We start from the raw sequence: 14,185 nt of genomic DNA on the forward strand, positions 1-14,185 counted from the left end.
TTCTTGCCAAGAAGGAGTCTTTTCATTCTCTTATACACAAAATTTTCAACATTCTGTTATGGAACGGATCTTGAAAATCTCCACAGAGTCAATGTTTTGGATTTTATCAGCTTTTTAAGGAATATCAAGAAGGATAACGCAAATTTGCTATAGAGGCTAGAGGCTTAAAAAAGCAGGGAACAAAACCCCTGCTTTTTAAATAAGTAGCGGAATAGAGGTTCATTATTATTGTTTTATGCCTGCCCGTAACAAATCACAAGAAATGCAGCTACCTCTATTGAGATAGCCGCCTGTGTAGTAGATTTTGTTTTCACATCAGCCTAAACTGTGTGACCTATAATATTTGTTTGACGGTAGAAGTAGCTTTTTAGTTTTTTCTTTATTTAGTCCAGAAATCAATAAAATCACATTTTGAATCCCAGAAAGAGGTTTTCCAGGCTCAATCTCTACGGAAAATACTTCATTTGATTTAGTTGTTAACTTCAAACCTTTAAACATATTATTAGCATCATTTCTCATTTTTAAGTCTACATTAGCAGAAACGATTTCTCCCAGACTGATATTCCCAACATCCCCCCCTTTTCCAGGAAATATAACTTCGAATCTGTAAGTAGGAATAAATATTTGTTTTTTAAATATGATGCTATAATCGGTATTTCAACTTTACTGTTAATACCTGTCAAATCTTCAATCTCTTTTTTTATTGGATCCGAAAGGTTTTCATAATATTTAGTGTGCTCACCCTCGCAACCCCTATTGTCAAAATGCTTCTTTACTCTACTTATTATTCCATCTTCTAGTTTCCACATATTATTTTAACTCCTTTGTTAGTATAACAGTTGAATTATTAATGACCTCCATCTTATATCCCATCTTGCTGGCAACAGAAGGACTTAAGAGTCCTTTATTATATACTTCATATCCACCAATACTTATCCTTGAGGCTCCAGCAGCTTTGCCTTCATTCCCCAATTGTTGTACCATAGTTTTGAAGCCTGATAAACTTTTTCTAGCATTGGCTTCTGTCTCAATGGGTATTTAAAGACATAGTGCCGACCTCCACTTCCTGTAACAGCAGTAACCGTATCCGGAAGTTTTCCATGTGTTGCTTCAAGTGCAGATATGGTTTCATCACCGCCATCATCCACATCAAGTACCAGCCAGTCGGACTTCTCACCTGTAGGAATGCCTATATTGGCATTGGGTGTTTTTGTCCACCATTTCCTTATTTGCTCAATATCAGCAGTTGAGTTCTTGTACCAGCCGGTATATAACGGATGCTTTCCCTTGCTGTCGCAATCACTCCCTGCCTTGCAGGAGCAGGAGCCATCCTCACAAATCCAGTGCAGAGGTATGACCGGAATATTGGCTTCTGCGTATTTTATTGCTGCGTCCATCATTGTCATTTTCAAATTCTCACCTCCTGACGTGCTGGAAAATTTAAAGAGCCTGACAAATAGTTTTTAAGACTATCTGCTAGGCTCTATAGGTGAGTCATATGCTCCCTTTGCGGCTCTGTGCCAGATCTATTCACTTTTTACCCCGCCTTTTTCTCCAGCTTCACTTCAAAAACCTTTCTGCACACCGGGCATTTGATTTCAACATCAGCATAATCGGCATCAAATACCCTGTGATTGCAATGTGGACAGCGGACAATGTATTTTTTCTTACTCACTTGCTTTCACCTCCGGCTTCTTTAGCTTCATGAGTCTTGCCCTCTTCATCATCAGAGGTTCTAAAATCTCTCCAACCATATAGTGAACCGTTGTTGAGTAATTTTCCTTTGTTTCATCAAACAGCTTGGAAATGAGGTCGTAGAGATTCTTTATGTCCTCGTCTGTGGCATCGGCTGTGCTGATTTCAATAAAGATCTTTGTTCCGTCACGCTTGGCGACATGGTCGCTCACATACTTTTCCAGAGCATATCTTGCTATGCTTGATATGGTAACGCTCGCTTCGGGCATCTGTGCCTGAAGCTCATCAATGATAGCATCCAATTCATCCGACTGCCTTTGTGTAAGCCTTACCCGTAGCATACTATCCTTTTCTGTAGACATTTTTGCACCTCGTGTATTTCTTATTGGTTTTATTGTATCACTTCGTATTACATTTTGTCAAGCATGGATAAAGAAAAAAGGCCACACCAGCCGATACGGTGTGACCCTAAATATAACTGGCTATTCCTCTAAATTGTAAGGATTTGCATATGTATCAAATTCAAGTTCTGCTTGTAGCTCATGTAGCCAATTTATAAACTCACTATTCAAATACATAGCAGGAGTATTACCCTTTTCAATTTTAATGACAATACAAAAACGGCAACATATCTTTCCTGTTTCTAATAAAGATATTATATTCTTCTTTATACCTTCCACTCTTGCTACCAACTTACTATACTGTTCGTGTATATCGAGTGAATCTTCATACTCAGTACAGAATTCAATAAAAGACTCACCCCTTAACTGTCCATTTTTTAATACATCATTCTTATCTCCAGAGTAATCGCCTGTAAAGCCTAATGTATCAATCATTTGTTTCAAAGATAACTCATTACTAGTAATTATGAATTCTGATTTCACTTGTGTTAATTCCATTTCACACCTCTATTTAATATATTCACCAGTTGGTATACCCTCGCCCTTTCCACCTTTTCGATATATAAATAATCCTCCAGTATCTTTATCAACATATATATCGTATTCGGAAATTTTTGCTCTGCTGCCAAGTACATCTTTTTTTAGTTCGTGTGCATCAATACCATTCTTTTTTAGGAACTTATCATCAACTTTTTTTATATTTGTCGGCTCATATCTTGCAGCCTTATTATGTACCAATACATTTATATCAGAAACATAATAAGTATGCCAATCCTGTACCTCAAAATTATAAACCTTCACAGGCTCTTTCAAGTCAACACGTTCAAGCTTTGTAACCTTAACATTCTCACCTGACTTAAGCCTTAATACATCGCCTTCGTTTAGTTCACCAGCAAGCACCCAGCCTTTTTCTTCAACCCAGAAAGGATGCTCCTCGGTTGTCTCAATCATCGTATCACCTGTATAGACATGTACCAAGGTGTACTTATCATGAATAAAAGTGTTTACTACCTTCTTAAGACCTTTTTCGCCTGTTTGAGGATTTTCCGACCATACATAATCTCCAATTTTGATTTCTTCTATAGGTCTTTGCCCATATTCAGTTGGTATAAGTTTTCCAGCAGTAAAACAACCACTACCGGTACTACGCGTTCCCTCATTACCGACTCCTCCATTAAGTCCTTTCTGCATTCTTAAGTCTACAGTATTAGCAGCAGCTATTTCTTCATCTATCAAGGTACTTGGAATGCCATTTTTCCTTAACAACTCTTGTAGAAAATTACTCGTTACCCTATTAGTATCCAGGCTGGCACTTCCAATATTACTGCTTAAAGCAACAGTATTCCTCGGTTTGTTGTACCCATAAACTTCTATTTGCTCCCATTTATTACCTATACCATTCTTCATATATATAGGCTTCGATGGCACAGAATACTTGTGTATATTTAATGAGACCAAATTCATACCTAAATAGTGAGAAAAACTTGCTGCATTCGCATGGTGGAATCCACCTATTGTCTCTAACGAAAGAAGCGCATACTGGGCCATTTCACCATTGCCATTCTTTATAGCTGTATTTAACCAAAAATCTTCCCTAAAGTTCAAAAGTGCCATCTCAAATTGAATTCTGTCAAAATCATATCCGATGTCTCTAAGTAATTGTGGCAACTCATTTGTTATCTTCTCATGCGTATCTCCATCAAGTAAATCATAACCTAAATCTTCTCCCAGAAGGTAAAAGATTGCCCTAAACCTATAACAATCATCTTTAACATTTACAGGTTTCGCATCTTTTCTATAGTCCTTACCATACTTTAGTCGACCATAGATTAAGTCATGTTTGGAATATTCATACCTTGCCTGTTCAGCAATAATTAATGCATCTTGTATGTACCGTGCTTTTTGTTCAAGAGAATAAGCATTAAAAATCGCATATGTTATCAAATAACTAGCCTGTTGAATCTTATAAAGCGCAACTTTTCCTTCAGCTGTAGATCTGTTTATAAAATCATCTAAAAGTTCTTCTGCCCCCTGAGGCTTATACAAATGCATAGATATCTTTGATTCCAAATGCCCTGTCGGATCATAGTATATAAGCGGATTATTCTTCACATACGTATACAGATTCAAGCTAAGCGCGTCATCCGGTGTACCAGTATATGTATCTTCCTGCAAAAATCTTGCAATCTTCGGGTCATACATTCTCGCATTGAGGTAGTACAATCCTGTCTCCTCATCGTACTGATATCCGGCATAAGTAATGTTGTTATCTACATTTCCTGTCGACTCAAGGATATTGCCAAACGCGTCGTAGTAGTAAGTAGCATCTACTTCTCCTGTCGCAGCATTAACCAATGCTGTTACATCAGCATGTCCATTGTACATATAGTAGTAGCTATCTGTACCTACAGTACGCATAAGCAGGTTTAATCCATATACGTTGCGGTTGGCGTTTCCGCTGCCGTCCAGTTCAAGCACTACCTTATCGTACTCATATACATAGGTTGTCAAGGTTCCGCTAACTTTCTTACCTATCCTGTAGCCCTCTGCATTATATATGTTTTCAACAATAGAGCCACCTGCGATAGTTGTTTTTATCAATTGATTAAATTCATCATATTCATTAATTGCTCCGGTATCCGAGCAGCTTATCTGGTTGCCGTTGTTGTCGTAACCATAAGAAATGGTTTTATTGGTCTGGCCAACCATGACAATACGCTCAAGCCAGTTCAAATCGTTATAATAATAGGTATTTGTCTGGGCTATTGAACCATTTAACTGTATTTCTTCTTTTTCCCTATTACCCGCAGAATCATATGAATACACAGTCACCTTGTTTATATATTTCTCGTCTACTGACCTCAGCCTGTTCTGCGCATCATAAGTATATACTGTTTTACCATTTCCATCCACCTTTGATGTGATGTTATGGCTTGCGTCATAAGTATACACATAGGTTTCCGTGTATCCGGACATTGTATTTACAAGCTTTTTCAACAGTCCGTCATTATAGTATTCATACTCTTCTTTTGCACCGTTTTTATATACAACACTCTTTCTTGCACCATTCTTATAATAAGTATAATACGCAATATATGGTGCGGTTTCGCTTCCATCCCTTACATACTCGAGTCTTCCAACAGCATCATAAACCTTCGTGGTCATGTTCGACTTCTGGTCAATCGATGTCTCAGCAATCATTCCGGAGTCAGTTACAATGTCGTATACATATACCGTTTTGCCTGTTACACCGGTTACTGATTTTATTATTACCCTGTTTAAATCATCATATGTTCTGATTACGCTGTTTACTGCTCCTCTTGATGTCTCAACAGCCGCTTCCAGCAAGTTTCCGTTATTATCGTATGTATAGCTTCTCTTTGTATAATCCCCTGTCTTAACTGCATTCTCTTCGGCCAGCCAGCCCTGCGGATAATACTCATATGTTGTAGTTACATTATTTCTGTCAGTTTTCTGTTTTAACGTTCCATCTTTATAATAGCTATAAGTTTCAACATTATCAACAGTACCCGGATAAATCTTTTTCTTTACCAAATCTCTAGCATTGTACTCATATTGAACAGCAGGTTTTCCCTCGAAACTTTGGGATTTCATATTGCCGTTGGCATCATAGCTGTAGCGTGTCAACGACCTTATGTCCTTGTATCTCTTTTGTCCGTTACTGTCTATAGAGTCATATTCCATCAGTTTAACTTTTGTTAACTGACCGCGCCAATTGTAAATGTACACTGTTTCATTTCCGCGACCGTCATCTTTCGTAAAGATGTTGCCGGCTGCATCATATGTCTGCTTCCATTCATGCACAACGTTGCCGTCATGGTAATCCCTTATAGTTACAAGCATGCCATTCTTGTTATACTCAAATTCTTTGACATGGTCCTCACCGTCAAAGGATTGAATCTGAGCACTGTTTAAATTGTAGTTGATTTTTTCTATTGCCGCGCCGGATGGGTCAACTTTTTCAATAAGCCTTCCCATATTGTCGTATTTATAGGAATATACTTTGACAGATGTTTTTGTTGTATTGCCTATGGACTTAACTACTTCTACTTCTTTTACAACATTTCCATTTCTGTCATAGCATATATATCCCTCGTGCTGTGATGTTCTTGAGGTGCTTATCTCCTTTGTGTCAGGATCAATTAATTTCTTATTATTCACTTCTGTTTTTATTAGTCTTCCCAGTTGGTCATACTTATGTTTGGTAACATTGCCGTTCGGATCGATTTCATATACCAAATTACCGAATAAATCATAGCCGTAACGTGTCGTTGTCTCCTTCGTTATTCCTCTGTTGCCATAAATTTTGGTACTAAGTAATCTTCCCTGCTCATCGTAGTCATTCTCTTTAATTACATCAAGACCGTTCTTTTCAATCTTGACATTACCCATGGTATCATATTTGTATTCCACTGTGTTCGATTCAATTGATTCGTCCGAAGGATAGGTTACGCTCCTTAAGCTGCCCAAACCATTGTATTCGTAAACTGTCGGATTTCCTTTTGCATCAGTAACACTTTTTACATTCCCTATATAATCGTAAGTTTCAGTTTTAACCCTGATTTCCTCTCCCAAAGGATTGTCAATATCCTCAAAAACATACACGTCAAGTCTTCTGTTTGTATCATCATAAGCATATCTAGTCAATGCATAGCTAAGATCCGATACCGGAACTTTGGAAGAAGCAATCTCCGGTGTGGATGAATCATATTGCGTAACTGACAAGTTCTTGCCATAAGCTGTGTACTCGCAAACCACTCTTCCTATTCCATCATATATGTATTTCCTGTTGTAGTTCCTGCCAGCATCAGTATTTGTAAATTCTGGATCCTTTTCGGTCTTTAGCTGATTTGCAAGATTATATGTATACTCTATACCATAAGCATTTTCAATTGAACCTCCTGCTTTATTATATGCTTCACCGTCCACTTTTTGGTAACATTACCGTTTTCATCATAAGCATAAGCTTCAATTACAATACTTGATGCAACATCTTCGAAAGATTTAGTTGTCGGATTGTATTTTTTTGTAATGCCCTCAAAGCTTTTTGTCTTTAACCTTCCCGAGTCATAGTACATATACTTTACATAGTTTCCTGTCTGCGACGGTTTTTTCCCTTGAATATAGTTTTGCGCTGATACCTCGGCTATCAATCTTCCTGCCGTGTCATATTCATATGCAACCGTTACACTTTCTTTCTCCTGCTTTACGGTTTTATTAACTTCATCATATTTATTAAATGTAACGTCTGTAGTTGTTTTCGTCATGAAACCTCTGCCGTCATATTCATAAGTTGTGCTGCCCAAATTGTCAACTATGCCCTCATACTTGGACAAAATTTCAACTCTTGCGATTTTGCCTTCCCAGTTGTATGTTGTAATTGTGTCAACCGTCTTATAACGCTCTGTAGTTTCCGGATTTTCCATATCCCTTATTGTTACACTCTTCTTTATTACCCTTCCAAGGCTGTCATAAGAAAATTTCTCAACAAAGTTGTTTGGATATACTATTTTTCCGGCATTTCCCTGAGCATCAAAATCGCCGTAAGTTGTAACAATAGCACTGCAATCGCGATGATATTCATATGGGCCATAGTCTGTTACACCTTGGTCATTTACAGGGAACAGTCTTTCAAAAGGTACAACATTATCTCCGTTTAGCTGCATATCCCGGGAAATATCTTCGTTCTTTACCAAAACTACAGTTTTTTCCGGTTTGCCATGAGCATTGTAGTCAAGGTATAGAACCGACTTCTTCCTGTCGTTTCCATAGACATCCTTATCAAAAGTTGTCCTTTCTTCAATAAGATTACCGCCATTATCATAGAAATACTCTACTTTTTTGCCATTTGAACTGCTCTCTTGTTTTAGACTATTATCGTTGTAATACGAGTATGCTATGATGTTGTGTTTCTTGCCGTCAAGAGCATTCGGTGCAAAGCTGTATGTACCGTCACTGCTTAGTGTGGCTGCAATCAAATCAGTATAGCTTATCTCTTCGACTTTTCTTCCTGCTTTATCGTAATTAACCCTTGAATAAGATATTTCATAAGTATTATTGTTAAGCTTTTCAACAGGAACATACTTTTCGTCATAGTATAAGTTTCTGTTGGAATCGTAATTCCTGTAGGTATAATAACTGATGCTTCCCCTTGGATCTTTTACAGTCATTACATTTCCGTCCGGGTAATATGTAGTGACTGTTTTTATAACTTTAGCCTCATCAGGATGTATTACCTCAACTTCCCTTCCTGCATAGTCATAAATGTATTCGGTTTTTGCAAATTTGCCGTCATTTAGATACTGTCTATATATCTTTTTTGATTTTTTGATACTCTCACCATATATATCCTCATAGATATACTCCTCAAGCTTGACAGCTCTTGTATCGGGATTGTCATTGTCCTTGAAATAGGTGGCCTCAAGTCTGTTCAAAGAATCATATTCATAAATGTAATAGGACACTAACACCTCATTTGCTCCAGCTGCAGCCTTGCTGTAGTTTTTCTTGCCAATGAGATTTCCCTCTGCATCATATTCATATTTAGTGATTGTGCTTGAAAGGCCTGAACCTTGTACATTTTCTATAACCTTGGTTACTCTTCCGTATACATCATATTCATAAACCTTAGATGCTGTCCCAATATAGTCTTTTCCTGTATCATACGTGCTGTTATACATCACAGGATTAACTTCTTTTTTCTTTCTGCCATCATAATCATAGTAGGTCCTGTGAATACTTACTGCTTTTCCATCCAAATCTTTCTTTATAACATGGGTTGTCTGGTTTGTATTGTTGTAGCGATACTCTGTCACAAATCCCAGCGGTGTTGTCACCAAACTTACTCTAAAGCAATCATCGTATTCATATTGATAAGCGGCATCAATATTGTTAGACACAGTAAGGTCTATCTTGTCGCTTGTTGCCAATAAATTTCCGTTATCACTGTATTTATATGTAATCCATGTACCGTTTGGATATATTATTTTTTGAATGAGGCATCCCTTTATTTTATTGTAGCCGGTAACATATTCATAGCAAGTTACAGCGTCTCCTGCTTTAAGCACACCATCTGTAGGCAGATTTGTGCTTGTATATACCACTCCGGATTCTACTGGCTTTACAATTCTTGTCAGCCTGCTTCTGTATTTTGTAACCCCATTTTCCTGGTAGGACTCATAGTTTTCATACATATAAAATGTCTGTCGGTTCATCTGGTCAATTTCATACATTAAGTCCCCGTTTTCATAATAGCTGTACTTTTTTGTGGAATTGTCCGGGTAAGTTATCATTACAACATTGCCCTTCTCGTCTTTTTCCGCTTTGGTCGTGCTTCCGTTAAATGTTGTCGAAACTATCTCCGGCAGATTTTTGTTGCGAATATCATGATATGCCGGGCTTTTCTTCAAATCATTATATGTAAAGTTCGTAATATCAATTATACCGGAGTCATGTTTAATTTCATATTTATAGGTGGTCTCCCGGCCTTTTGCATCAATTGTTTTTAAAGGCTTTCCTGCAAAGTTGATGTTATATATCTCTTTTGATATTTTGCCTCTTTTATCAATAACGGTACGTTCAACCTCATTTTTATTCGTAGGCTGTTTTCCCTTCGTATCACTGTATTTTGAGTCATTATAACCGCCGATAACATACAATTTGTCTCCAATTACGACAGCTCCTGCACCGCTTTTAGCCTCGCTGATCGCAGGAAAAGCTACTGAATTGTCAAATTCGCCTATGGATGGATTATATACCTCGACGGTATTAAGGTAATTAACGCCGTTAAATCCACCTATCACATAAATTCTGTTGTCGGTTGCAGCTACAGCCATATCCGACTTTGGTACACGCATCTTTTTATTTGGGTTAGGTGACGACCCAGGTGAATACTCTGTCCAGATGTTTTTTACAGGGTCATATTCAGATACTGTGTCAAGATATATAGTATTATCTCGATTTTTGGGGTCAGGATAGCATCCCCCAAAGGCGTACAGTTTTGCATTTACTTCAGCAAGCCCTAGTCCTTTTCTGGCTGGGGCAAGAGAAGCTTTTGATATTGTTGTACCCGGCTGAGGATTTGGGTCAAATTGCTCTATCAGGTTTTTCCATGGTGGAATGTAGTAGTATTTATTTGATATGGAATCGTAGCCCGTAAGAGCATTATATGTGTACCCTTCGCTCAGTGGTTTGGTGATGATAAGGTTATTGATTGTAGAAGAAGGTATTGAGCTAAAATATATATTTTGCACTTCATTTCCACTTAATATTACCTTATGCGTTCCACTTGCATTAAAATTTTTGCTCACCCCACATATTTGCGTAAAATTCCCCTTCACTTCTAACGTCCCTGCTGTCAAATTATATTGATGGTCATAAACACTCCTTGTCTCGAAATTCCCTCTTACTAATATATAATCTTCATCTTTTGTCATATTCAAGTATGAATATCCACTTATCGTATAGTTTCCTGTTACCTCCAACCTTCCTCCGTTTACATCCAATGTCCCTTCAGTCTGTATCAAGTTACCATTTACCTTTAGCGTTCTTCCTGCAAGGTTTAATCTACTTCCCTTTATATACAAGTCTCCATTTATTACTTCGTTACCTGTCAAATTCCCACCTGTTCAATGTAATTCCCCCTATTTGTGAAAATAATTGGTCAATTATATGTCATATACACCAATATGATTACAGAATATAGATTTGATTTTTATAATATTTTTTCATTATTCTTACAACCGACAACTACAAGAACTACTCCAAATATATGGATTTCCTTCCAAGACTGCATTGATTGCAAATCCCGACTTATGGTATAATTAACCGTAAAATACTAAAGGAGTAAAGGAGTATGTTATGAAAACTACATTAAAATCAATTATCACAATTTTCATTATCCTCACCTCTCTTTCTTTACTAACTTTTATTTCAAATGCTGCCTCAGCCGTGCAATATTTTAACGAAGGAAATTCATTATTGGAATCGGGAAAATTTGAGGAAGCAATACAAAGCTACAATAAAGGCATTGAATTAGATCCCAATATTGCAGAGCTTTACTACAATAAAGGACTTGCTTTGCTCAACCTTGGAAAATACAACGAAGCAATCGAATGCTACAATCGCTCAACAGAATTGGCACCCAACTTTAAAGAAGCCTATCTAAACAAATCTGTCTGCCTAATGTATAGCTATAAGTTTGAAGAAGCTCTTGAAGCCTGCAACAAATTCATTGAGATGGCTCCCAACGAGCCCAACGGATACGTTTTAAAAGGGTCTATTTTTTTATCAATGGAAAAGTATGAAGAAGCTCTTGATGTATCGGACAAAACAATCTCTATGAATCCCAGCGATGAACTCATATTTTCCGCTGCATATTCCAACAAAGCTCATGCTTTAGTTTGGCTAAAAAAACCCGAAGAAGCCATCGAAGCATGTAATAAATCTCTGGAGCTTTCCGTTGAAAATATAGACGCATATACAGCCATGAGCTTGGCATATTCTTTTTTGGGTAATTATGAAGAAGCTATCTCTTGGTGCGACAAAGCTATTGAAATCAGTCCCGATGCAATTGAAGCATACATTAATAAATGCAGTTTTCTTGTAAATTTAGGGAAATCCAAAGAAGCCCTTGATTGCTGCAACAAGGCATTAGAATTAAACGCTTCCCGAAATCTCATATACGAATCACTTATCCTTACAAACAAGTCATCAGCATTACTTTTTGAAAATAATTACGAAGAGTCCCTCAAAGCAGCTGAAAAAGCCATTGAGTCAGACCCCAAAAATGCTCTCGCATATGTAGCCAAATCCTATGCCCTAAGCGAGCTGGAGCGGTACGATGAAGCTCTTTTATTCAGCGACAAGGCTATTGAAATCGATCCGACTCTTGGTGCAGCCTATGGTGCAAAGGGTGCTTTATTATTCCATCTTGACAGACTTGACGAATCAATAGAAGCATGCAAAAAGTCCCTTGAGTTAAGTCCCGAAGACATTGTCATTTGTGCTCAGGCATATACCAATATTGGAGGTTCTCTATCAAAAAAAGGAATGTATGAAGAAGCTATAGCAAATTTAGATAAAGCTCTTGAATTACCGTTAAAAAATCCAAAATCACTTTCCGTTACCTATTCAAATAAATCTTCTGCACTGCTCGGGCTTGAAAGATTTGAAGAAGCTCTTGAATATGCCAATAAGGCCATTGAATCGGACCCTAATAATGTCATGGGATATGCGAACAAAAGTGCTTCTTTGGTAAATCTCTCCAGGTGTAATGAGGCTCTTGAGTGCTGCGATGAGGCTGTCAAATTAAATATAGCTGACTACACCATCTACAATAATAAAGGACTCGCTTTCGAAGCTCAGGGCAAGCTTGACAAAGCATTAGAAGCACTAAACAAAAGTCTTGAGCTTAATCCGGATTATGAAAACGCCAAGGAAAATATTCAAAGAGTCTCAACAAAACTTACCATAAAAAGAGTTATCTTCATCTTTGTTATATTTGCACTTGTCACAGCAATAACCATAGCTGCCGTAATCTTAACCGTTTTAAGAAAAAGAAAAGCTCATGCGCAAAGCAGTAATCCACATATGCCCGAACCGTTTGTCAATTACGATGAACTAAACCAAAAGTAAAGCCATTATTAATTTTTATATTTTTCCACGAATTCGTTTTAAAAAACGATCCATAATAATTAGAGTAGAGTTCATGATGGTTGAGCAAAGATCATTATAGGGTCTCGAAGTCGGCTTTATAATGGTCGGCCAAAGGTTCATGCCGGGTTTTGTTAAAAGCTTGGTATCAGCCGGCGGGAAGAATATTATATGTCCTAAAAGGCTATATTATAGTAACACTGCATGGTTATTTTCAAATTGGTTTTTGATTATTTCCTATAGTTACTGTAATATGGTTTCAAAGGATGTATAATATTTGAGCTAAGACTGTCAGAGGTTCCGCAGGCATTGATGTTGCATCCATTAGCTTACTAACTTGTGTGGTAATCCTTACTTGAATAGTAATCCCTGTGGTAGCAACATTACATGCTGGAGGTTTGTTGCAGTCGAAAGATTGCAGCAGGTTTCCAAGGTATCTCTGACAGTCGAGCAAAGGTTGGTATGGGTTTTGAAATGCTTGCAGGCAGTCGAAAGATTGTTTGCAGGTGTGTAGAAATTTATATCAGCCGGCGCGAAGATCATCATGGGCTCTTTTTATTTTACAGTTGCTCGCTGGGTCTGTACTCTATAAAGGGATGATACATCATGAGCGCATGGTTCTCCGTCTGAAACGGATAGTATACTTCCCCGTCATTTAGGCATTTGCCCATTCTCAATGAAGCTGAAATAGCCCTTGCGGCTAAAAATTATATGGTCTATAAGCTTTATTCCCAATGTATCTCCCGCCTCTTTAAGACGCTTTGTCACCTCTATATCCTCATGGCTTGGTACCAAAGAACCTGACGGATGATTATGGGCCACTATAACCGCCGTTGCCCTGTCTGTTATGGGGTCGGCAAACACCTCCCTCGGATGCACCTGCACATTGTTAACCAATCCGACCGATACAACCCTTGTGGCAATAACTTCACTGGCACCGTTTAGCGACACACAAATAAAATGCTCCTGTTTGCGGTCGGACATGTATGAAATCAAAGGCAATATGTCCGAAGGAAAAGTTATTTTAATTCCCTCAGGTCTTATTCTGCGCCTGGCAAACTCAAGGGCCGCGGCAATGACCGCTGACTTTGCCGGGCCAACTCCTTCAATCTCCTGAAGCTCTTTGGCACTAACGTTGTCGCATCCTCTGTCCAAAACTTTTAGTATTCTGCCGGCAACAGTCATTACATTGCAATCCTTAGTACCGTTTCCAATCAAAACTGCAAGCAGCTCCAAATCGGAAAGGTATCCGACACCCCTTTCCAAAAGCTTTTCCCTTGGTCTTTCAAACTTGGGAATATCACTGATCTTTTTCATTCTGCCTCACCAATACAACAATAATTACGAACAAATGTTCTTTTAATTATTGTATATCTTTCTTGAGGTAAAATCAAGAAAAACTATTTAATTTTTTC

9 protein-coding genes are annotated in these 14,185 nt (G+C 37.9%); 1 reads left to right on the forward strand and 8 read right to left on the reverse strand.

Annotation, left to right across the window (positions count from 1 at the left end):
- Positions 1-527: 527 nt before the first annotated feature.
- From PLH43_RS04920 to PLH43_RS04950, 7 genes are all read right to left on the reverse strand, one after another.
- Positions 528-809, reverse strand: a complete 282-nt coding sequence (locus PLH43_RS04920) for a hypothetical protein (RefSeq protein WP_324360688.1) — start codon at positions 807-809, stop codon at positions 528-530.
- A 123-nt stretch (positions 810-932) separates the two neighbouring features.
- Positions 933-1,406 (reverse strand): bifunctional DNA primase/polymerase, encoded by a 474-nt coding sequence (locus tag PLH43_RS04925; RefSeq protein WP_324360745.1) that lies wholly within the window; start codon positions 1,404-1,406, stop codon positions 933-935.
- A gap of 131 nt (positions 1,407-1,537) precedes the next feature.
- On the reverse strand, positions 1,538-1,675 hold the full coding sequence (locus PLH43_RS04930) for a hypothetical protein (RefSeq protein ID WP_003513997.1): 138 nt from the start codon (positions 1,673-1,675) through the stop codon (positions 1,538-1,540).
- On the reverse strand, positions 1,668-2,057 hold the full coding sequence (locus tag PLH43_RS04935; RefSeq protein ID WP_324360699.1) for a hypothetical protein: 390 nt from the start codon (positions 2,055-2,057) through the stop codon (positions 1,668-1,670). The genes PLH43_RS04930 and PLH43_RS04935 overlap by 8 nt, the downstream gene beginning before the upstream one ends.
- Positions 2,058-2,177: 120 nt before the next feature.
- On the reverse strand, positions 2,178-2,594 hold the full coding sequence (locus tag PLH43_RS04940; protein WP_324360701.1) for a DUF4279 domain-containing protein: 417 nt from the start codon (positions 2,592-2,594) through the stop codon (positions 2,178-2,180).
- 9 nt (positions 2,595-2,603) lie between these two features.
- A complete protein-coding gene (locus tag PLH43_RS04945) occupies positions 2,604-7,046 on the reverse strand; it encodes a polymorphic toxin-type HINT domain-containing protein (protein ID WP_324360703.1) in 4,443 nt (1,480 codons plus the stop codon).
- Positions 6,989-10,732, reverse strand: a complete 3,744-nt coding sequence (locus tag PLH43_RS04950) for a hypothetical protein (RefSeq protein WP_324360705.1) — start codon at positions 10,730-10,732, stop codon at positions 6,989-6,991. Before PLH43_RS04950 ends, PLH43_RS04945 begins: the two co-directional genes overlap by 58 nt.
- 244 nt (positions 10,733-10,976) lie before the next feature.
- Here PLH43_RS04950 and PLH43_RS04955 point away from each other — a divergent pair, with 244 nt between their 5' ends.
- The gene (locus tag PLH43_RS04955) at positions 10,977-12,752 is read left to right on the forward strand and encodes a tetratricopeptide repeat protein (RefSeq protein WP_324360707.1); all 1,776 of its coding nucleotides are present in this window, start codon (positions 10,977-10,979) and stop codon (positions 12,750-12,752) included.
- A 669-nt stretch (positions 12,753-13,421) separates the two neighbouring features.
- On the opposite strand, the gene radC is transcribed toward PLH43_RS04955, so the two are convergent.
- A complete protein-coding gene (gene radC, locus PLH43_RS04960) occupies positions 13,422-14,087 on the reverse strand; it encodes a DNA repair protein RadC (protein ID WP_324360709.1) in 666 nt (221 codons plus the stop codon).
- Positions 14,088-14,185 lie beyond the last annotated feature (98 nt).

Origin of the sequence: Acetivibrio sp. (assembly GCF_035371925.1) — a bacterium.
In the GTDB taxonomy this organism is placed as follows: Bacteria; Bacillota; Clostridia; order Acetivibrionales; family Acetivibrionaceae; genus Hungateiclostridium.

What these genes read in the sequence shown, in the direction of transcription:
- PLH43_RS04955 (WP_324360707.1), top strand. Translation starts at nt 10,977, where the DNA reads ATGAAAACTACATTAAAATCAATTATCACAATTTTCATTATCCTCACC.
- PLH43_RS04940 (WP_324360701.1), bottom strand. Translation starts at nt 2,594, where the DNA reads ATGGAATTAACACAAGTGAAATCAGAATTCATAATTACTAGTAATGAG.
- PLH43_RS04920 (WP_324360688.1), bottom strand. Translation starts at nt 809, where the DNA reads ATGTGGAAACTAGAAGATGGAATAATAAGTAGAGTAAAGAAGCATTTT.
- radC (WP_324360709.1), bottom strand. Translation starts at nt 14,087, where the DNA reads ATGAAAAAGATCAGTGATATTCCCAAGTTTGAAAGACCAAGGGAAAAG.
- PLH43_RS04935 (WP_324360699.1), bottom strand. Translation starts at nt 2,057, where the DNA reads ATGTCTACAGAAAAGGATAGTATGCTACGGGTAAGGCTTACACAAAGG.
- PLH43_RS04925 (WP_324360745.1), bottom strand. Translation starts at nt 1,406, where the DNA reads ATGACAATGATGGACGCAGCAATAAAATACGCAGAAGCCAATATTCCG.